At 62.7% G+C, this 18,104-nt stretch carries 20 protein-coding genes; 8 read left to right on the plus strand and 12 right to left on the minus strand.

From position 1 onward, the window contains the following. Nucleotides 1–87: 87 nt before the first annotated feature. The 3 genes from ACW9I6_RS21015 to ACW9I6_RS21025 all read right to left on the minus strand — a co-directional run bounded on the left by ACW9I6_RS21015 (nucleotide 88) and on the right by ACW9I6_RS21025 (nucleotide 2,407). Entirely contained in the window at nucleotides 88–897 is an 810-nt protein-coding gene (locus tag ACW9I6_RS21015) for a helix-turn-helix transcriptional regulator (protein ID WP_177055057.1), read from the minus strand. 5 nt (nucleotides 898–902) lie between these two features. Further along, nucleotides 903–1,442 carry a YbhB/YbcL family Raf kinase inhibitor-like protein gene (locus ACW9I6_RS21020; protein WP_177008666.1) on the minus strand — a complete coding sequence of 180 codons (540 nt, stop codon included), beginning with the start codon at nucleotides 1,440–1,442 and terminating at the stop codon, nucleotides 903–905. A 101-nt stretch (nucleotides 1,443–1,543) separates the two neighbouring features. Next, nucleotides 1,544–2,407 carry a LysR family transcriptional regulator gene (locus tag ACW9I6_RS21025; protein WP_457339771.1) on the minus strand — a complete coding sequence of 288 codons (864 nt, stop codon included), beginning with the start codon at nucleotides 2,405–2,407 and terminating at the stop codon, nucleotides 1,544–1,546. A gap of 114 nt (nucleotides 2,408–2,521) precedes the next feature. On the opposite strand from ACW9I6_RS21025, the gene ACW9I6_RS21030 reads away from it, so the two are divergent. Further along, nucleotides 2,522–3,130 (plus strand): LysE family translocator, encoded by a 609-nt coding sequence (locus tag ACW9I6_RS21030; RefSeq protein ID WP_177069458.1) that lies wholly within the window; start codon nucleotides 2,522–2,524, stop codon nucleotides 3,128–3,130. 17 nt (nucleotides 3,131–3,147) lie between these two features. On the opposite strand, the gene ACW9I6_RS21035 is transcribed toward ACW9I6_RS21030, so the two are convergent. After that, the gene (locus ACW9I6_RS21035) at nucleotides 3,148–3,720 is read right to left on the minus strand and encodes a helix-turn-helix domain-containing protein (RefSeq protein ID WP_457339772.1); all 573 of its coding nucleotides are present in this window, start codon (nucleotides 3,718–3,720) and stop codon (nucleotides 3,148–3,150) included. A 309-nt stretch (nucleotides 3,721–4,029) separates the two neighbouring features. Between ACW9I6_RS21035 and ACW9I6_RS21040 the strand changes: the two genes are divergently transcribed. After that, nucleotides 4,030–4,893: a diguanylate cyclase domain-containing protein gene (locus ACW9I6_RS21040; protein ID WP_457339773.1), complete on the plus strand. Its 864-nt coding sequence runs from the start codon at nucleotides 4,030–4,032 to the stop codon at nucleotides 4,891–4,893. Here ACW9I6_RS21040 and ACW9I6_RS21045 read toward each other — a convergent pair. Continuing rightward, nucleotides 4,890–5,516 (minus strand): LysE family translocator, encoded by a 627-nt coding sequence (locus tag ACW9I6_RS21045; protein WP_177019880.1) that lies wholly within the window; start codon nucleotides 5,514–5,516, stop codon nucleotides 4,890–4,892. The genes ACW9I6_RS21040 and ACW9I6_RS21045 overlap by 4 nt on opposite strands. Nucleotides 5,517–5,611: 95 nt before the next feature. Then, nucleotides 5,612–6,238, minus strand: a complete 627-nt coding sequence (locus ACW9I6_RS21050; protein WP_102368774.1) for a glutathione S-transferase family protein — start codon at nucleotides 6,236–6,238, stop codon at nucleotides 5,612–5,614. A gap of 145 nt (nucleotides 6,239–6,383) precedes the next feature. Between ACW9I6_RS21050 and ACW9I6_RS21055 the strand changes: the two genes are divergently transcribed. Next, nucleotides 6,384–6,545 carry a DUF2986 domain-containing protein gene (locus ACW9I6_RS21055; RefSeq protein WP_008434728.1) on the plus strand — a complete coding sequence of 54 codons (162 nt, stop codon included), beginning with the start codon at nucleotides 6,384–6,386 and terminating at the stop codon, nucleotides 6,543–6,545. 46 nt (nucleotides 6,546–6,591) lie between these two features. Beyond that, the gene (locus ACW9I6_RS21060; protein WP_008434726.1) at nucleotides 6,592–7,122 is read left to right on the plus strand and encodes a hypothetical protein; all 531 of its coding nucleotides are present in this window, start codon (nucleotides 6,592–6,594) and stop codon (nucleotides 7,120–7,122) included. 62 nt (nucleotides 7,123–7,184) lie between these two features. On the opposite strand, the gene ACW9I6_RS21065 is transcribed toward ACW9I6_RS21060, so the two are convergent. The 6 genes from ACW9I6_RS21065 to ACW9I6_RS21090 form a co-directional block, all read right to left on the minus strand. After that, nucleotides 7,185–7,601 carry an addiction module antidote protein gene (locus ACW9I6_RS21065; RefSeq protein WP_008434724.1) on the minus strand — a complete coding sequence of 139 codons (417 nt, stop codon included), beginning with the start codon at nucleotides 7,599–7,601 and terminating at the stop codon, nucleotides 7,185–7,187. 1 nt (nucleotide 7,602) lies between these two features. Next, nucleotides 7,603–7,920: a type II toxin-antitoxin system RelE/ParE family toxin gene (locus ACW9I6_RS21070; RefSeq protein WP_008434722.1), complete on the minus strand. Its 318-nt coding sequence runs from the start codon at nucleotides 7,918–7,920 to the stop codon at nucleotides 7,603–7,605. A gap of 188 nt (nucleotides 7,921–8,108) precedes the next feature. Continuing rightward, a complete protein-coding gene (locus ACW9I6_RS21075; RefSeq protein ID WP_134326310.1) occupies nucleotides 8,109–9,674 on the minus strand; it encodes a DHA2 family efflux MFS transporter permease subunit in 1,566 nt (521 codons plus the stop codon). After that, complete coding sequence (locus ACW9I6_RS21080; protein ID WP_008434719.1) at nucleotides 9,671–10,780, minus strand: HlyD family secretion protein; 1,110 nt, start codon at nucleotides 10,778–10,780, stop codon at nucleotides 9,671–9,673. The genes ACW9I6_RS21075 and ACW9I6_RS21080 overlap by 4 nt, the downstream gene beginning before the upstream one ends. Nucleotides 10,781–10,802: 22 nt before the next feature. Continuing rightward, nucleotides 10,803–11,324, minus strand: coding sequence for a winged helix-turn-helix transcriptional regulator (locus tag ACW9I6_RS21085; RefSeq protein WP_177039835.1), 522 nt, complete (start codon nucleotides 11,322–11,324; stop codon nucleotides 10,803–10,805). Nucleotides 11,325–11,509: 185 nt separating this feature from the next. After that, on the minus strand, nucleotides 11,510–12,694 hold the full coding sequence (locus tag ACW9I6_RS21090; protein ID WP_457339774.1) for an MFS transporter: 1,185 nt from the start codon (nucleotides 12,692–12,694) through the stop codon (nucleotides 11,510–11,512). Nucleotides 12,695–12,788: 94 nt separating this feature from the next. Here ACW9I6_RS21090 and ACW9I6_RS21095 point away from each other — a divergent pair, with 94 nt between their 5' ends. The 4 genes from ACW9I6_RS21095 (at nucleotide 12,789) to ACW9I6_RS21110 (ending at nucleotide 18,001) form a co-directional block, all read left to right on the plus strand. Next, a complete protein-coding gene (locus ACW9I6_RS21095; RefSeq protein ID WP_177036115.1) occupies nucleotides 12,789–13,682 on the plus strand; it encodes a LysR family transcriptional regulator in 894 nt (297 codons plus the stop codon). Between the two features lie 250 nt (nucleotides 13,683–13,932). Beyond that, the gene (locus tag ACW9I6_RS21100; protein WP_003215609.1) at nucleotides 13,933–14,388 is read left to right on the plus strand and encodes a (2Fe-2S)-binding protein; all 456 of its coding nucleotides are present in this window, start codon (nucleotides 13,933–13,935) and stop codon (nucleotides 14,386–14,388) included. Continuing rightward, the gene (locus tag ACW9I6_RS21105) at nucleotides 14,388–16,640 is read left to right on the plus strand and encodes a xanthine dehydrogenase family protein molybdopterin-binding subunit (protein ID WP_008434712.1); all 2,253 of its coding nucleotides are present in this window, start codon (nucleotides 14,388–14,390) and stop codon (nucleotides 16,638–16,640) included. Before ACW9I6_RS21100 ends, ACW9I6_RS21105 begins: the two co-directional genes overlap by 1 nt. A gap of 17 nt (nucleotides 16,641–16,657) precedes the next feature. Beyond that, nucleotides 16,658–18,001, plus strand: coding sequence for a c-type cytochrome (locus tag ACW9I6_RS21110; protein WP_457339775.1), 1,344 nt, complete (start codon nucleotides 16,658–16,660; stop codon nucleotides 17,999–18,001). Nucleotides 18,002–18,104: the final 103 nt, after the last annotated feature.

Below are 18,104 nucleotides of genomic sequence, written 5' to 3' on the forward strand. Positions count from 1 at the left end.
GCGGCCCCAAAAAATGGGCCTGCTGCGCAGTCCAGCGGGAGCAAGCTCCCTCGCCACAGGTTATGGGCTACTCAGGTAGTGTGTACCTCACATCGCCGCCCGCAACGACCGCGGCGAAAGCCCATAATGTGACTTGAACCTCACCGCAAACCGCGACGCCGACGCATACCCGCACGCACTGGAAATCTCCCCGATGGAATCCCTGGAGGTTTGCAGCTGTTGCAACGCCGCCCCCAGCCGAACATTTTCCAGGATGGCCCTGAAGCTCGCATCCTCATTGGCCAGCTGCCGACGCAACGTCGACTCCCCCAGATTCAACTGCTGCGCGACCGTGGCAACGGTCCAGTCCCTGGACAGGTTGCTGCCGATCAACCGCTGCACGCGTTCACTCAAGGGGTCGTTGCGATCCATCAGCAACGGTCCCGCCTGGCCGGCCAGGCACAGGCAGAGCAACACGGCCTCGCCATAGTGGGTGCACAAGGCCGACGGGGCGCCGGTGCTCAGTGCGGTCAGCAGTTGGTCCCAGGCTTGTCGGGTCTGTTTGTCCAGGCGTACGCACAGGTCGGCATGCATGCTGCCCTTGAACTGCGCGCCATACCGGGCAACGAAGTTACGCAACACCGTCACCGGAAACGACACCACATCAGCGATGTAGTCACCCTGGGCACCGGGAAAATTGGTCACCCCAAGCTCGCGGCCTGCCGGCAGTAGAATTAGGTGCTGGGGGCCGGCGCGCATTTCGCGCTCATCCCACTGCATCAGTTTTTGCCCTTGGCGCACGCGGCACAGGGCGGTCATGAAGATCGGCACACGTTGCAGGGTATGGTGTTGCCGGGCCCTGATCACGCAGCTTTCGATGATGCTTTCCCTGTGCCGCAGACCTTCGTGAACATCCATCGTGACTAGCGTCCGTAAGGGGCCGTGATTGTGGCCTTGGCCAGGCTGTTGGCATTGAGCATGTAGCCGACCAGGGCGCCGCTGGATTGATTGTCGATCGGCAGGGTGGCGACTTTCAACGCCCACACGGTGAATTGATAGCGATGCGGTTTATCACCCACGGGCGGGCAGGCGCCGCCGAAGCCGGGTTGGCCGTAGTCCGTGCGGCCTTGCACCGCCCCGGCTGGCAGGTGGGTGCCCACATTGCTCGGCAGGCTGGAGACGGTGTCGGGCAGGTTCACCACCGTCCAGTGCCACCAGCCGCTGCCGGTCGGGGCGTCGGGATCGTAGACGGTGATGGCGAAGCTTTTGGTGCCCGCCGGGGCGTTGGCCCAGGACAGGGCAGGGGAGGTGTTGCCGCCGCTGCAGCCGAAGCCGTTGAATTCCTGCAGGTGCGTCAGCGGGCGTTGGTCGGCAATGTCCGGGCTGTTGAGTGAGAAGCTGGCGGCGTGTCCGCTGGCGGCCATGATCAGGGTGATCGCGGGGGCAAGTGCTTTGAGTTTCATCGCGGTGGTGTCCAGGCGTGGTTTGAGCCTTGATCCTAAACAGCGCGTAGGCACTGCACTGCGCCGAAGCGCTCGATGATTGTGCCGAAACGCTCTGCCCACTAAGTCTGAGCCCTCAGCGTCCGGATGATGAACGCATGCAGGCTATTGACCGCCTTGGACCCGCGGGACGCCCGGCTACGCAGAATCGAAACCTCCATGGGCTCAATGCTGCCCAAACCGTGCTCGTCACCGAGTACCTGAAGCGAATCCTGCACGGTGCATTGGGTAATCGCGGCAATCGCGAGCCCGCCCTCGACGGCGGCCACCTGGCCGGCAAGGCTGGAGCTGTTGTACACCACCTTGAACTCGCGGCCTTGCTGGGTGAGTGCGTTCACCGCATACCGCCGGGCGAGGCTTGCGCTTTCGTAGACGGCGATGGGGATCGGGTCGCGCCGCCACAGTTCGAACTGCGGTGAACCTACCCATACCATGGGCTCCTTGAACAGGAATGTGCCGCTTTGGGGCGAGTCCCGAGACACCAGCGCCAGGTCGAGATCGCCGCTGCGCAACTGCGGGATCAGCGTGGTCGACTGTTCACAGGTCAGTTCGATTTCCACCCCGGCGTAGCGCGGCGAATAGCGTTTGAGCAGCGGCGTGAGGTACCGGGCCGCGTAGTCTTCGGCAACGCCAAGGCGGATGCGCCCGGTCAGCTCTTCACCGTGAAACGCCGCCTGGGTTTCAGCGTGCAGGGCGAGCATGCGCCGGGCGTAGCTCAGCAGCGTCTGGCCATCGGCAGTCAGTTGCAGGTGCCTCGGGCCGCGACTCAAGAGCTGTCGTCCAAGGGCGGCTTCGAGTTTCTTCATCTGCATGCTGACGGCGGACTGCGAGCGGTTGACCTCGTGGGCGGCGCCAGACAACGAGCCGGCATCCACCACGGCCACAAAGCATTTGAGCCAATCGAGTTGCAAATCGCTGGCGGGCATCGCGCTGACCTCTATTCGTTAATCGAATGGCTAAAGCCTGAATTATGCGCTTTTCATGGACGCTTGTTCACCCGCAACATTCTGCCTTGAACCAACACCTTCTGGATCGGATCCATGCCCTTTGATACCTGGTTGCTTTACCTGGTTACCTGCTTCGGCATCTCGGTGGTGCCAGGGCCCAATGCGTTATTGGCGCTGACCCACGGTGCGCTTCACGGCAGCCGCAAAACGCTGTTCACCATCAGCGGCGGCGTGCTCGGTTTTGCGATTGTGCTGGCGCTGTGTGCGTTGGGGTTGGGTGCGCTGATCCAGGCATCGGCCAGTTTGTTCACGGCCTTGAAGGTGGCGGGCGGGCTGTACCTGATCTGGCTGGGCTTCGGGCTGTGGCGGGCGGCACCGGTCAGCCTTGAGGCGAGCGGCACTACCAGCTCGCGGAGCTGGCCGCTGTTCCGCCAGGGGCTGGTATCGGCGATCTCAAACCCCAAGGCCTTGCTGCTGTTCACCGCGTTTATTCCACCGTTCCTGGACCCGCACCGGAGCATCATCGCGCAGACGCTCACCATCGCCCTGACCTACGCCGTGGTGGAGTTCATCGTCGAGTACCTGGTGGCCAGCGCCGCGCACCGGGTACGGCCCTGGCTGGCGCGAACCGGGCGCCGATTCAATAAAGTCTGCGGCGGGTTTTTTGTGCTGTTCGGGTTGGCCCTGCCTATCCATGCCTGAGGGCACATCCCCGCGGCTTAGGGATGTTCGATCACCATCACCGCCGTGGTATCCGCCTCAAGTGCTTCGAACACATGGGGCGCATTCGCCAGGTAGCTGATGTAGTCGCCGGCGTGCAGCAGCACAGGCTCACCGGCCGGGCCGATATTCGCGCTGCCGCTGCACAGCAGCACGTGCTCGACGGTGCCGGCAGGGTGGGGCTGAGACAGGCGCGCTTCGCCCGGCTGTACCTTTAGCCGGTAGATATCGCGACGCACGCCCGTCGGGCAATCCGCAAGCAGTGTGGCCGCGTAGTGGCCGGTTTCGGTATAGGTGGTCAGGCCCTCGTTGGCGCGAATTACCCGCAGGTGTTGCTGGGGTTGTTCGAAGAACCGGGTCACCTGCAATCCCATCGCCGTGGCCAACGACCACAGGGTCTCGATGCTGGGGTTGCCGATGCCGGACTCCAGCTGGGACAAGGTCGACTTCGCCACGCCTGCGCGTTTTGCCAGTTCAGTCAATGAAAGCCCCGCAGCCTGGCGTTCGCGCTTGATCGACAGGGCCAGCAGGTCGATTCGGCTTGGATTGAAATTGTTCGTTATGTCGGTCATTTGTTCTTCAAATCATCCATAAATGGGTTGACGCTTTGTCGCTGGGTGTTCAGCATAGCAATCATTCGTTCATTATAAAAACCGAGTGTCGAATGATCTGGTGCGTGTTCCACCTCTGCGACTATTGGCCGTGGCTGCTCTGGCGGGCGCTCTCCTACGACCTTGAAGGGTGGCGCAGCCTGCTGGTGGCGACGCAGTTGGCGCAGCAACATTGCCGGGGGCTATTCTGCGGGCCGCTATGATTCCTTTTCGCCATCCTTCGGGATCGGGCTATGATCGCCCAATCCGAACCAGACGCTCCCCAGACCTATGCCCGTTGACCTGCAAGCCCTCTATCCCAAACTGATCCACTTGATGCTGGATACGGTGTTCGTGGTCGACAGTGAAAATCAGATCGTGTTTGTGAGTGATGCCTGCGAAGCGCTGCTGGGGTACCGCGCCGAGGAACTGACCGGCACCCTGATCACCCGCTACATGCACCCTGAAGACCTGGCCCGCACCCGGGCGTCGATTGTGCGGGTCATGAATGGCAAGCCCCACGTCGACTTCCGCAACCGCTATATCCGCAAGGATGGCAGTGTGGTGCACATTCTGTGGGCGGCCTTCTGGTCCGAGGAAGTGGGGGCGCGGATCGGTGTTGCGCGGGACGTAACCGCCCTGACGCAGGCGGAGGAAGAGCTGCGTTTCCTCGCCCATCACGACCCGTTGACGGCCCTCACCAATCGCTCGCTGTTCAATGACCGGTTGGACGAGGCCCTGCAAGCCGCTCACCACCACAAAAGTCCTCTGGCCTTGCTGTTTCTGGACGTGAATGACTTCAAGGCCATCAATGATGTGCACGGGCATACCGTGGGCGACCGCGTGCTTTGCGTGATTGCACGACGGTTGGAAGGGTGTGTGCGTGAGAGCGACCTGGTGGCCCGGATGGGCGGGGATGAATTCACCGTGCTGCTGACGGATATTCAATCACCGGAAGCCGTGTCGGCCAAAGTGCAGCAGATAGTTGCGGTGATGACCCAGCCCCTGAGCGCTGAGTTTGGCGCGGTCAAGATGCCGTCCTGCAGTATCGGCGTAGCGTTTTACCCGGCGGATGGAGCAGATGCCGACAGCCTGCTCAGCCACGCGGATGGTGAGATGTACCGGGTTAAAAGGCAGCGGTTTGCAACCGATTAACGCTGCTGGAAAGCAATCTTCAGCCCCAATCCCATGAACAACGTCCCAATGATCTTTCCCTCCCAACGGCGCAGCCTTGAAAGGCCCACCATCCATTGGCTCAACGGACGAATCGCCACCGAAATCAGCGTGGTGTACACCGCACTGAGCCCCGAGAAGATCAACCCCAACACCGCGAACTGCGCCAGGGAAGAACCCGATTCCGGGTGAATGAATTGCGGCAGGAAGGCCAGGAAGAAAATCGCGGTTTTCGGGTTCAGCACTTCGGCACCCACCGCCTGGAAATACGCCTGGGTCGAGGTCACGGTGGGCAGGTCTTTGCGCGTGGTGGCGCCAGGCTTGGCCATAAACGCACGTATGCCCAGGTAGATCAGGTAGCAGGCACCGACGATTTTGACCACGTTGAACGCCACGGCCGAGGTCATCAGGATGGCCGACAGGCCGAGCGCCGCGCACAGCGTATGGATCAGGTCGCCCGAGGCCACCCCCAGCCCGGTGGCAATCCCGACCTTGCGCCCACCCTGGAGGGTGCGGGTGATCACCAGCAGCACGGCTGGGCCGGGAATCAGGAAAAGGCCGATGACCACGGCGACATACGTCAGGATGGGGGCGAGTTCGAACATGCTGTGTTATCTCAATGCCGGATGCGTCCTACAGTAATCCTCATCCCGGGGATTAACGCAATACAGATGAACACCCGCCGGAACCGCCTGGCCTTTTACTTCGCGAACGCGTATGCGCCACCCTGTTCCAGCGCCTTGCGATACGCCGGCCGTTCCTGAAAGCGTTGCACCCACGCCGCCACATTCGGGTAGGCCTGCAGCTTGCCCTGAGCCCGGGCGATTTCGCCGATGAAGCTCATCTGGATATCCGCGCCGGTCAATTCGTCACCCACCAGGTAAGGCGTGAGCCCCAGTGCGTTGTCCAGATAACCCAGGTAGTTCGCCACCTCGGATTCGATACGCGGATGCAACGGCGCACCCGCGTCACCCAGGCGCCCGACGTACAGGTTGAGCATCAGTGGCAGCATGGCCGAACCTTCGGCGAAGTGCAGCCATTGCACGTATTCGTCATAGGTGGCAGTGGCCGGATCCGGTTGCAGGCGGCCGTTACCATGGCGGCGAATCAGGTAGTCGATGATGGCGCCGGACTCGATCACCACGTGGGGACCGTCTTGAATCACCGGTGATTTGCCCAGGGCATTGATCGCCTTGAGTTCAGGGGGCGCGAGGTTGGTTTTCGGGTCGCGCTGGTAGCGCTTGAGCTCGTAGGGCAGGCCGAGTTCTTCGAGCAGCCACAGGATGCGTTGCGAACGGGAATTGTTGAGGTGGTGGACAATGATCATGGTGGCTCCGCTGGGCGAGAATAGGGACGTATAGGGACAGACCGCTGTGGCGCTGTGGAGTGCCGTGAATTAAATGTGCTTCGATAAAGGCATGAAAGATGGATAATCACGCCGGCAAGCACTGATGACACACCGGATAGAAAACATGAATCGTCAAAAAAAACTACAGCAGCTGTTCAAGGCCAAGGCCAAAAAGGCCAGCGCCAAATTGGCACCGGCCAAAAAGGATAAATACATCAGCAAAGCAGACCGATTGAAGCTGGCTGCCGAGTCCGGTGATGAGCCTGTTGTTACCTCTGAGAGCTGATCCAGAAGGCCTAAGCATTACCTGATAGGGAATCGACGGAAAAACCATGAACACTGCTCAACTCGCGATTCAGCACTACATACTCGCCAAGGACGGTAACCGCCCGCATTTGCTCAGCCGGGCGTTTGTTCCCGAGGCAATCCTGGACATGGTGGTGCGCACCGGGTCCATCTCGTTTCCGCCCCACGTCGAAGGGATGGGCGGCATCGGCGATGTGCTGGTGAGGCGGTTCGGGCAGACCTTTGAAAACGTCTATACGTTTTGCCTGGGGCAGCCACCCGAAGCGGGGGCCAAAACCTATCAGTGCAAATGGCTGGTGGGGATGTCCGACAAAAACTCCGGCGAAGCCCGGGTTGGGTGTGGGGTGTATGAGTGGCAGTTCAGTGTTGAGTCGGGGCTTGTTGAAAAGCTCACCATCACTATCGAGCATATGAAGACGCTGCCCGCTGCGGATTTGGGGAGCGTCATGAAGTGGGTGTCAGGTCTGAGTTACCCATGGTGCAACTCGGAAGCAGCAGTGAGCGATGCTCCCGATATTGACGCGATGGGCGAGGTGATCCAGTACCTCACTGTCTGACGGCGACTCAATGCGCATCAACGGCACCAGCAACACGGCCACAACAAAACACACAGTGATGATCACGAGCGCGTCTTCGCTGCAGGCTTGGCGGCTGAAACGGGCTTGCCAGCCCTTGGATCAACGGGTTTTGAAGTGACAGCCAGCGCTGTTACCGGTTGTACGGTGAGTTCGACACCGATTGCGGTCATCAGCTTCCTTATGGTCTCAAATCGCGTTTTCGAGCCGGCTTTCAGCACCTTATAAAGGCTTTCACGATTGACCCCCGCATCCTTGGCGACCTTATTTACGCCTTTGGCTTTTGCGACCTCGGCCAACGCATGAATAAGGCCCTCGGTATCACCGGTTTTCAGACTTTCAGCCAAATAGGCCGCCATTGCTTCCGGGCTATCGAGAAAGCGCGAGGCTTCGTAATGAGTCGTACCCGTCGTGTCGAGGCTGAGGATTGGCATCTCCTCGGGATTGAATTTATCGCTCATATCATTTACCTCTCAGGCCAGCGAGTATTGCTTTAGCTTTTTGTATGCCCCGTTTTTGATCCGTTTTATCGCTCCCGCTGAGCATCAAGTACTCTGCGATTCCCGAGCGCACATAGTAAATTCTGTAGCCCGGGCCAACAAAAACACGCATTTCGCTCATCCCATCGCCAACCGATTCGCAATCACCAAAGTTGCCCGCTCCGGCACGATCCAGTCGGGTCAGAATTGCCGCTTTTCCCTGAGTGTCCTTCATACGTTTAAGCCAGCTCTCGAACTCGGGTGTTTGGTGGATCTCGTATATTTTTTTCTTGTTGATCATAGTTCCATTTGTAGCTAGATGGCTACATCTTGTCGACGCGAGGTTGAGTACAGGTAAAGGGGTATTCAGCGCCTGGGCAACCTTAGAGAGGTGCCTCCCAGATGCACAAGCTGGCAAATTCCGACGCGACTGTAGGCAATGGAGCCGGGTGCTGTACTCACAGCCTCAAACGTTGTGACAAGTCCTCTCTAATGCGCATCCGCCGTCGGCTGCTTCGGCGGTTGCACCTTGCGCATCAACGGCACCAGCAACACGGCGACGACGAAGCACACCATGATCATCAGGAATGCGTCCGCATAGGTCAGCGTTTGCGCCTCGCGCCAGGTCAGCGCCCACAGCTGACTCAGCGCGAACTGGCTCGAATCCAGGCTGTTTTGCCCCAGCAACTGGGCATTCCCTGAAAGCTGGTCAAGCCAGACATTCATCGACTCGTTCCGGATGTTCAGGTGCTCGGCCAGGCGCAGGAAGTGCAGGTTGGTGCGGTCATTGAGCACCGTGGCGCAGGCGGCGATGCCGATGGCGCCGCCGAGGTTGCGCATCAGGTTGAACAGGCCCGAGGCAAGCTTCAGGCGGTCGGGGGCCAGTGCGCCGAGGGTCAGGGTGACCACCGGCGGCACTGCCATTTGTTGAGCAAACCCGCGTATGGCCTGGGGCAACAGCAGCTCCTTGGCGCCCCAGTCATGGGTGATGGGGGAGAAGTCCCACATCGACAGGGCGAACAGCGATAACCCGAACATCAGGATCCAGCGCAGGTCGAAACGATTGGCCAGCAAGGCGTACACCGGGATCGCCAGCAACTGGAACACCCCCGTGGAAAACACCGCCAGGCCGATATCCAGCGAGCCGTACCCGCGCACCCGCCCGAGAAACAGCGGCGTGAGGTAGATGGTGGCGAAAATGCCGATGCCGGTGATAAATGAAAACAGGCAGCCCAGGGCGAAGTTCCTGTCCCGAAGCGCGCGCAGGTCGACGATCGGCTCCTTGATTTCCAGGCAGCGCCAGATAAACAGCCCGCCGCTGATGGCGGCTATCCAGGCCGTGGTCGAGATGGTGCTGTCGCTGAACCAGTTCCAGCGCGGGCCCTCTTCAAGGGTGTATTCCAGGCAGCCGAGAAACACCGCCATCAACGCCATACCGATATAGTCGGCGCCCTTGAGCAATGACGGGTTGGGGCGGTCGACCTTGACCAGCATCGGCACCGCAAAGGTCACGAAGAGGCCGGGCAGCAGGTTGATGTAGAACAGCCAGTGCCAGGAGGAGATGTCGGTGATCCAGCCGCCCACGGCCGGGCCCAATGTGGGCGCCAGGGACGCGATGGCGCCGATGGTGGAGGCTGCGATCACCCGCTGCTTGCCGTTGAAGTACATGAACGCGGTGGTGAACACCAACGGAATCATCGAGCCCCCCAGGAACCCCTGCAAGGCGCGAAACGCGATCATGCTCTGGATGTTCCAGGCCATCGCGCACAGCAGGCTGGTCAAGGTGAACCCGGCCGCCGACGCCGCGAACAGCCAGCGCGTGCTCATCACCCGGGAGAGCCAGCCTGACATGGGGATCACGATGATTTCCGCGATCAGGTAGGCGGTCTGCACCCACGCCGTATCGTCCGCGCCGGCAGACAACCCGCCGCCGATGTCCTTGAGGGAGGCGGAGACGATCTGGATGTCGATCAAGGCGATGAACATGCCCACGCACATGGTGGCGAAGGCCGCGACCTTTTGTGCGGTGCTGAGGGCGGGCAACGGGCTGTTCATAGCTGGGCCTTGAGGGCGCTGGCCTGGTCCTCGAACGCCTCATCGGTGTTGACCTTCGCCATCACCGACAGGCCCGGACGCAGGGCGCCGAAGTCGGCGTCATTGCTGTCGAGGCGCACGCGCACCGGCACTCGCTGCACGATCTTGGTGAAGTTGCCGGTGGCGTTTTCCGGCGGCAGCACACTGAATTGCGCCCCGGTGGCAGGGGCCAGGCTCTCGATGTGCCCGTGGAATTCACGGCCGGGGAGGATGTCGGCGCGGATGCTCACGCTTTGCCCGACCTGCAGGCGCCCCAATTGGTCTTCCTTGAAGTTGGCATCCACCCACAATCCTTTCGCGGGCACCACCGAGATCAGTTGGCTGCCGGCCGCGGCGTAGGCACCGACCCGGGCGCGGCGATTGCCCACGTAGCCGTCCACTGGGGCCCGCAGTTCGGTATAGCTGATGTTCAATTGCGCCTGGTCGCGCTCGGCCTGCGCCTGTTGCAACGCGGCACGCGCTTGGCCGCGCTGGGTTTCAATCACGTCGATTTGCCGGCGCGCCGCCATCAACCCGGCCTGTGCCCGGGAGTGGTCGGCGCGGGCGGTCTTCCATACGGCGCTGACCCGCTGTGCGCTTTCGACCGATACGGCCTGGCTGCGCACCAGGTTCTGGTAACGCGTTTGATCGTCGCCGGCCCGTTGTGCTTCGGCATCGGTGGCGTCGATCTGCGCCTTGGCCTGGTTGATCACGGCCAGTTGCAGTTGTTCGGTGGCGTCGAGGTTGGCGAGCGAGGCTTGTTGCGCAGCCACGGCGCCGTCGGCCTTGGCCAGGGCCGTGCGGTAGTCGCGCACATCGATGCGCGCCAGCACGTCGCCGGCCCGTACGAACTGGTTGTCCTGCACCGTCACTTCGCTGATATATCCCGGCACTTTGGCGCTGATCACCGTCACATCCGCCCCGACATAGGCGTCGTCGGTGTCTTCGATAAACCGGCTGACCAGCCACCAGTGACTGGCGTACCACACGCCGCCCGCCACGGCCAGGGTCAGCAGCCCCAGGCGCAAAACCTGTTTGCGCCGGGATGGTTGGGTGGGTTCGGGCACAGCGCTGACTGGAGCGTCCATGACGAAATGACCTCGTTGAGTATTAGTGGGGGAAGGGGCTGACCAGCTGGTCTTTTTCGGCGTAGGCCCGGCCGGTTCGTGCGCGCCACAGGGTCAGCGGTTCGGCATCGGCGCTGACATGTACGCGGTGGCCCGCACGGGTGATGGGTTTGCCGGTGTTGGCATCCATCAACGCCAGCGCCACCGGGCGCCCGGTGGCCTCATCGGCGAGAAACACCTTGGTCGAGCCCTCGGCATGCCGCGCGCCCCAGGCCATCAGCGTGAGGATGACCTGGCGCAAGTCCCGGCCCGCTTCGGTGAGGTGGTACTCATGGCGCGGCGGGTTGTCCTGGTACGGGCGCCGTTCCAGCAAGCCGCCGGCCACCAACGCATTCAGGCGGCGGGTCAGGGTGTTCGAGGCGATCCCGAGGCTCTGCAGGAACTCGTCGAAACGGCGCAGCCCGTAGAACGCATCACGCAGGATCAACAGGCTCCAACCATCACCGATGTGCTCCAGGGCACGGGCGACCGGGCAGGACATGGGTTGGAAGCTGGCTTTCTTCATGAGGGACTCCGGGATCTGTTGCTAAATATTACGCAAGTAATATTGCACAGTGGATTTCATAATGAAAGTCACTAGTTGAAATTTTTTGCAGCGCTGGATGGCGGCCAGGCAGACGCAAAAAAGCCCCGGGATTCGGGGCTTTTCAGAGGGGAGGGTGCAGGGGGGCCGTTTGAGCGCGGCTGTCCTTATGCCTGCGCCGGTTCCTGGCAGATACGTGAACCTGTGCGCCGCGAGCGCCAGCCGAGCCCCAGCACCATCAGCAAACCCAGGGCCGCCATGATCGCACCAGCCAGCGAAATGGCCGGGTAGCCCAGCCCTGCGTTGATCACTGCTCCCCCCAGCGCCGCGCCAATGGCGTTACCGAAGTTGAACGCACCGATGTTCATCGCCGAGGCCAGGTTGGGTGCATCCTTGGCGGCTTCCATCACGCGCATTTGCAGGGGAGGTACCAGCGCAAAGCTGGCGGCGCCCCACAGCAGGATCGACAAGGCGGCGGGCAGCGGCCATTGCATGAGCACAGAGAACGCCAGCAGCACGGCAATCAGGACCACGAGCGACGTTATCAGGGTGCGGTCCACCGAACGGTCCGCAGACCTGCCGCCCCAGACGTTGCCGAGGGTCAGGCCGATCCCGAACAGCACGAGCATTGCGGTGACGAAGTTGGTCGAGGCGTGGGTGACGTCCCGCAGAATCGGCGCGATATAGGTAAACACCGTGAACATGGCGCTGGACCCCACCACGGTCAACGCCAGCGCTGCCAGCACCGGCCCGCGGCCCAGTACGCGGATTTCGGCCATCAGGCTTCCCCCTTTTGGAGCGGGCGTATTCGGTAGTGCCCACCACAGGGCCACCATCACGAACGCCCCGAGCCCGCTGATGCCCCAGAACGCCGTACGCCAGCCGAAGTTCTCGCCGAACCAGGTTGCCAGGGGCACGCCACCGATGGTCGCCAGGGTCAGCCCGAGGAACATCGCGGCGACGGCCCCCGCGCGTTTGTCGGGCGCCACCACACTCGCTGCCACGATGGAGCCGATGCCGAAGAATGCCCCGTGATTCAGCGATGTCACCAACCGGGCGACCATCAGGGTCTGGTAGTCGGTGGCCAGGGCGGACAGCAGATTACCCAGGGTGAAAATGGCCATCAGGCCCACCAGCAGATAACGGCGCGCCACCCTGGCTGTCGCGAGGGTCATGATCGGGGCGCCGATCAGCACGCCCATGGCATAGGCGCTGACCAGCAGCCCGGCGGCGGGAATGGAAACACCGAGGTCGGCGGCGATCCCGGGCAACATGCCCATGGGGGCAAACTCGGTGACCCCGATGCCGAAGGCGCCGATGGACAGTGCTACAAGGGGTGGGTTGATACGCATAGGTGACTCCTCATCTTTGTATCAAATGCTACAATCACGACTTTTCAGGCGGTAGCCCTCGGCAGGGCACTACAGCTTTGCGTGGAGATCACAAGTGGACATAGGCGGTCGGTCGGGGGAGATGGCGGTGTTCGCCATGGTCGCGGAGCAGGGTAGCCTCTCGGGGGCGGCTCGGGTGCTTGGCCTCACGCCGTCATCCATCAGCCGCATCATCACCCGCATCGAGGGGCGCATAGGCACCCGCCTGCTGCTGCGCACCACCCGGGCGATCACGCTCACGGCCGAAGGCGAAGCGTATTTGCGCGGCGCCCGGCGGATCCTGGCGGACATGGCCGAAGTCGAGGATGCGATCACCGACCAGGGCGCGCCACGGGGGCGGCTGAGGGTCAGCGCGGCGCTCGCACACGGGCGGCTGTCGATCGTGCCGCTGGTTGCCGCGTTCAGCGCGCGCTACCCGGCCATCGTGGTTGAGTTGCGGCTGGAGGATGAGGTGGTGGATATCCTGGGCGGGCAAGCGGACGTTGCAATCCGCTTCGGTCAATTGGCCGACAGCCCCTTGACCGCTCGCCTTATCGGCTCCATCGGCGAGGTCATAGTCGCTTCCCCGGACTACCTGGCGCGTCACGGCACGCCGCGGCTGCCGCAGGACTTGCTCAACCACAACTGCCTGCGTTTCAACTTCCGCCGGGCAGCGCCCGACTGGCCGTTTCGCGTGGACGGGCGCGATTTTTCGCTGCAGGTGTCGGGTACGATCGAGGGTAACAGCGGGGAGGTATTGTCCCAGCTGGCCAAGCTGGGTGCCGGCATCGCGCGCATTGGCGCATTCAGCGTGGCAGATGACCTGGCCAGCGGTGATCTGGTGCCGTTGCTTGAAGCGTACAACCCCGGAGACCAGGAGCCGATTCACGCGGTGTTCGTCGGCGGCGCGGCGATGCCTGCGCGGGTCAGGGCATTTGTCGACTTTCTGGTGGAACACCACCCGGCGTGACCGCCACTGACACCACAGGCCGCTCCCCCTGACGCAATCCTCTTGAATACTTGCCTAATCCTGCGATCTTGCCCACCCCTGCATAGCGCCTTGATGAACCAGGGTCTAAAGTCATTCCCATCGCCCGCTAGACTACTCAAACCACGCGCGCGCGAACCAGACGGGCCATCGATGCCCAGCGGCGAGGCCCCGTCTTGCCGTCTAAAAATACTAAAAAATGCAACACCAACCGATGATCAGCGGGTGAGCCATGGAATTACGAATTAACCAGCAGACCCACCAAGTCGACGCCGAACCCGACACGCCCCTGCTCTGGGTCATCCGCGACAACCTGGGCATGACCGGCACCAAATACGGCTGCGGCCTGGCGCAATGCGGTGCGTGTTCGGTGCTTGTGGACGGCAATGTCGTGCGTTCCTGCGTCACGCCCGTTTCCGGCGTGGTCGGCCGCGAAATCACCACCATCGAAGCCATCGAGTCCGATGACGTCGGCAAGCGGGTCGTCGCCACCTGGGTGGAATACCAGGTCGCCCAATGCGGCTACTGCCAATCCGGCCAGGTAATGGCGGCCACCGCGCTGCTCAAGCACACGCCCAAGCCCAGTGATGCGCAGATCGAGGCCGCCATGGTCAACCTCTGTCGCTGTGGCACCTATAACGCCATTCATGCGGCCGTGCATGACCTTGCGCAGAAGGGAGAGGCCTGATGAACATTCGCATTGATCCCACTGCGCTGCCCTTGGTCGCGGCGCTGACTGACCCGGTGAACCTGTCCCGCCGTCGCTTCCTGGCCAGTACGGCCGTGGGCGCGCTGGTGATCGGTTTTGGCCTGCCGCTGGGGTCTGGCCGAGTGCAGGCGGCCACCGCCGCGGCCACGGCCGAACGCGGTACGCAGGTGCCGGCCTTCCTGGAGATTCGCCCGGACAACACGATTCGTTTGCTCAGCCCGTTTATCGAAGGCGGCCAGGGCACGTTCACCGCGATGGCGCAGATTGTCGGCGAGGAGTTGGACGCCGACCCGGCCACGTTCCTGGTTGAGTGTGCCCCGCCCGGTGAAGCCTTTGTGGTGATGGAGAACGGCATGCGCATCACCGGCGGCAGTATGTCGGTGCGGATGAGTTACCCCACGATGCGCCGGCTGGGTGCGCTGGCCCGGGCCATGTTGCTGGAGGCCGGGGCGCAGGCGCTGAAGGTACCGGTGAGCGAGCTGTCGACCGAGCCGGGCAAGGTGGTACACGCGGCGTCCGGGCGTTCCCTTGCGTATGGCGAGTTGGCCGGGCGGGCGATGGACCTGCCGGTACCGGATGTGTCCAGTGTGAAGCTGCGCGACCCAAGCCAGTTCCGTTGGATCGGCAAGCCGGTGAAGCGTCTCGATGCGTATGACAAGTCCACCGGCAAGGCGCTGTACAGCATTGATATGAAGGTCGACGGCATGCTCCATGCCGCCGTGCAGCATGCGCCCCGACTCGGCATGACCGTGGGCAGCCTGCGCAACGAAGACCAGGTCAAGGCCATGCCGGGCGTGCATTCGGTGCATCGCCTGCCCGGTGCGGTGGCGGTGGTGGCCGAGCGTTGGTGGCATGCCAAGCGTGCGGTGGAGTCGATTCAGGTCGACTGGCTGGAGCCGACGGCTGATTCCAAGGTGCGCGGGATGCCGAAGGACTTTTCCAGCGACGAGCATTTCAAGCGCCTGGCCGCAGAAACCGGCCCGGCCCGTGATGATGAGAACGAGGGCGACGTGGCCGGCACGCTGGCCAATGCCAAGACCAGGGTCGAGGCCACTTACCACAACCAGTACCTGCACCATGCCCAGTTGGAGCCGCCTTCGGCGCTGGCGCGCTTCAACCCTGACGGTTCGCTGGAGATCTGGCTGCCGAATCAGGCGCAGGACATGTTCCTGGCCGATATCGCCAAGCGCACCGGCCTGGCCCCGGAGCGGATTACCCTGCATTCGCCTTTGTTGGGTGGTTTTTTCGGGCGGCACTTCCTGTATGACTCGGCCAGTCCTTACCCGCAGGCCATCGAGTTGGCCAAGGCGGTGGGGCGCCCGGTGAAGTTGATCTGGAGCCGCGAAGAAGAATTCCTGCGGGATGTGCTGCGCCCGGTCGCAGCGGTGAATTTCCGTGGGGCGCTGGACAGCGACGGCTGGCCGGTGGCGATTGAAGCGGTGAGTGCCACGGAGGGACCGACCGAGGCCCTGGCGGGCAAGCAGGGCGAGAAGCTCGACCCGACGGCCCTTGAGGGACTGTCCGGCAAGTCCTATGCGATTCCCAACAAGCGTATCGCGCAGATCTATGTGAAGGGCCCGGTGATGCTGGGCTACTGGCGTTCGGTGGGCAATTCGCTGAATGACTTTTTCTACGAATCTTTCCTGGATGAACTGGCCGACAAGGGGGGCAAGGACCCGTTCGAGTTGCGCCTGCATCTGTTGCGGGATAACCAGCGGCTGACCACCCTGCTGAAGGCGGTGGGCGAGTTGTCGGGTGGCTGGAAACGTGGGCCGTTTGTTGCCGAGGACGGCAGCAAGCGCGCACGCGGGGTGGCGATGGCGTCACCGTTCGGCACCCAGACGGCGGTGATTGCCGAGGTGTCGATCGAGAACGGCCAGGTCAAGGTGCACGACATCTGGCAGGCAATCGACCCGGGCAGCATCGTCAACCCGGCGATTGTCGAGGCGCAGGTGAATGGGGCGGTGTCGCTGGGCTTGTCCCAGGTGCTGTTGGAGGAAGCGGTGTATGTGGACGGCTTGCCTCGGGCGCGTAACTACGATTTGTACCCGGTGCTGCCGCCTTCGCGGATGGCCCGGGTGCACGTGCGCGTGATCGAGAGCGGGGAAAAAATGGGCGGTATTGGCGAACCGCCGCTGCCCGCCGTGGCGCCTGCCGTGGCCAACGCCGTCGCGGCGTTGACCGGGCAGCGCGTTCGCAGCATGCCGTTAAGCCGCCACTCCTTCACCTGACCGGGGTCTGAGCACTTATGAACAACCGTCGATTCGCAAGAACCGTTGGCTGGCTGGCGCTGCCGTGCCTGGTCGCCGCAGGCCTGCTGGCCTGGTATGTCACCCGCGAGCCTGTCTCGCCGCTGGGGGCCGAGCCCGTCGCCACGGACCCGGCGCTGGTCGCCCGAGGCGAGTATGTCGCCCGGCTCAGCGACTGTGTGGCGTGCCACAGCGTGCCCAACGGCAAGCCCTTTGCCGGTGGCCTGGAAATGGCCACGCCGCTGGGGGCGATCCACGCCACCAACGTCACGCCAGACCCGGAAACCGGCATTGGCAGCTACAGCCTCGCCGACTTCGACCGCGCGGTGCGCCAGGGTGTCGCGCCGGGTGGGCGCCGCCTGTATCCGGCGATGCCGTACCCGTCCTATGCCAAGCTCAGCGACGATGATGTGCGCGCCCTATACGCGTTCTTCATGAAGGGCGTGGCGCCGGTGCAGCAGGCCAATATCAAGAGTTCGATCCCGTGGCCATTGAATATGCGGTGGCCGATCGCGCTGTGGAATGGCGTGTTTACCGACAGCAAGCCGTATGTCGCGAAGGCCGGGAAGGATGAACTGTGGAACCGGGGGGCCTACATCGTGCAGGGCCCGGGGCATTGCGGCAGTTGCCACACGCCACGGGGCCTGGCCTTCAACGAAAAGGCCCTGGATGAAAGTGGCAAGCCGTACCTGGCCGGTGGCTTGCTCGACGGCTGGTACGCACCGAGCCTGCGGGATGATCCCAACACCGGCCTGGGGCGCTGGAACGAGCCGGAAGTGGTGCAGTTCCTCAAGACCGGTCGCAACAAACATGCGGTGGTTTATGGCTCGATGACCGAGGCGTTCAACAACTCCACGCAGTTCATGAGTGACGATGACCTGGCGGCGATTGCGCGCTATCTGCGGTCATTGCCGGGCGACGAGCAGCGCGACGGTGCGGCCTGGCAGTATCAGGCGGTGTCGGCTGCGCAACGCCTGGATGCGCCGGGTGCGCATACCTATGTGACCCGCTGCGCCTCGTGCCACGGGCTGGAAGGCAAAGGGCAACCGGACTGGATGCCGCCGCTGGCGGGCGCCACCTCCGCACTGGCCAAGGAGGACGCCTCGGCGATCAACATCACCCTCAATGGCTCGCAGCGCGTAGTGGCGGCCAATGTGGCGGACGCTTATCGCATGCCGGCGTTCCGTGAGCAGTTGTCGGACCAGGAGATTGCTGAAGTGCTGACGTTTGTGCGCGGCACCTGGGGCAATCAGGGTGGGGCGGTGGATGCCAAGGCGGTGGGCAAGTTGCGTGAGCACACGGGCCCGGCGAGCAGCAGCCCGATCATTCTGCAAATGCGCTGAGGGAAATGCGCCTTGTGAGGGAGGCGCTTTGTGTAGGAACTGCTTTATGTGGGAGCGGGCTTGCTCGCGAAGGCGGTGGGTCAGTGAAGAACTTGCTGACTGA

This window comes from Pseudomonas sp. SDO5522_S412 (assembly GCF_054071215.1).

Coding starts and splice junctions, on each gene's coding strand:
- ACW9I6_RS21015 (WP_177055057.1), bottom strand. CDS start 897: ATGGATGTTCACGAAGGTCTGCGGCACAGGGAAAGCATCATCGAAAGC.
- ACW9I6_RS21020 (WP_177008666.1), bottom strand. CDS start 1,442: ATGAAACTCAAAGCACTTGCCCCCGCGATCACCCTGATCATGGCCGCC.
- ACW9I6_RS21025 (WP_457339771.1), bottom strand. CDS start 2,407: ATGCCCGCCAGCGATTTGCAACTCGATTGGCTCAAATGCTTTGTGGCC.
- ACW9I6_RS21030 (WP_177069458.1), top strand. CDS start 2,522: ATGCCCTTTGATACCTGGTTGCTTTACCTGGTTACCTGCTTCGGCATC.
- ACW9I6_RS21035 (WP_457339772.1), bottom strand. CDS start 3,720: ATGACCGACATAACGAACAATTTCAATCCAAGCCGAATCGACCTGCTG.
- ACW9I6_RS21040 (WP_457339773.1), top strand. CDS start 4,030: ATGCCCGTTGACCTGCAAGCCCTCTATCCCAAACTGATCCACTTGATG.
- ACW9I6_RS21045 (WP_177019880.1), bottom strand. CDS start 5,516: ATGTTCGAACTCGCCCCCATCCTGACGTATGTCGCCGTGGTCATCGGC.
- ACW9I6_RS21050 (WP_102368774.1), bottom strand. CDS start 6,238: ATGATCATTGTCCACCACCTCAACAATTCCCGTTCGCAACGCATCCTG.
- ACW9I6_RS21055 (WP_008434728.1), top strand. CDS start 6,384: ATGAATCGTCAAAAAAAACTACAGCAGCTGTTCAAGGCCAAGGCCAAA.
- ACW9I6_RS21060 (WP_008434726.1), top strand. CDS start 6,592: ATGAACACTGCTCAACTCGCGATTCAGCACTACATACTCGCCAAGGAC.
- ACW9I6_RS21065 (WP_008434724.1), bottom strand. CDS start 7,601: ATGAGCGATAAATTCAATCCCGAGGAGATGCCAATCCTCAGCCTCGAC.
- ACW9I6_RS21070 (WP_008434722.1), bottom strand. CDS start 7,920: ATGATCAACAAGAAAAAAATATACGAGATCCACCAAACACCCGAGTTC.
- ACW9I6_RS21075 (WP_134326310.1), bottom strand. CDS start 9,674: ATGAACAGCCCGTTGCCCGCCCTCAGCACCGCACAAAAGGTCGCGGCC.
- ACW9I6_RS21080 (WP_008434719.1), bottom strand. CDS start 10,780: ATGGACGCTCCAGTCAGCGCTGTGCCCGAACCCACCCAACCATCCCGG.
- ACW9I6_RS21085 (WP_177039835.1), bottom strand. CDS start 11,324: ATGAAGAAAGCCAGCTTCCAACCCATGTCCTGCCCGGTCGCCCGTGCC.
- ACW9I6_RS21090 (WP_457339774.1), bottom strand. CDS start 12,694: ATGCGTATCAACCCACCCCTTGTAGCACTGTCCATCGGCGCCTTCGGC.
- ACW9I6_RS21100 (WP_003215609.1), top strand. CDS start 13,933: ATGGAATTACGAATTAACCAGCAGACCCACCAAGTCGACGCCGAACCC.
- ACW9I6_RS21105 (WP_008434712.1), top strand. CDS start 14,388: ATGAACATTCGCATTGATCCCACTGCGCTGCCCTTGGTCGCGGCGCTG.
- ACW9I6_RS21110 (WP_457339775.1), top strand. CDS start 16,658: ATGAACAACCGTCGATTCGCAAGAACCGTTGGCTGGCTGGCGCTGCCG.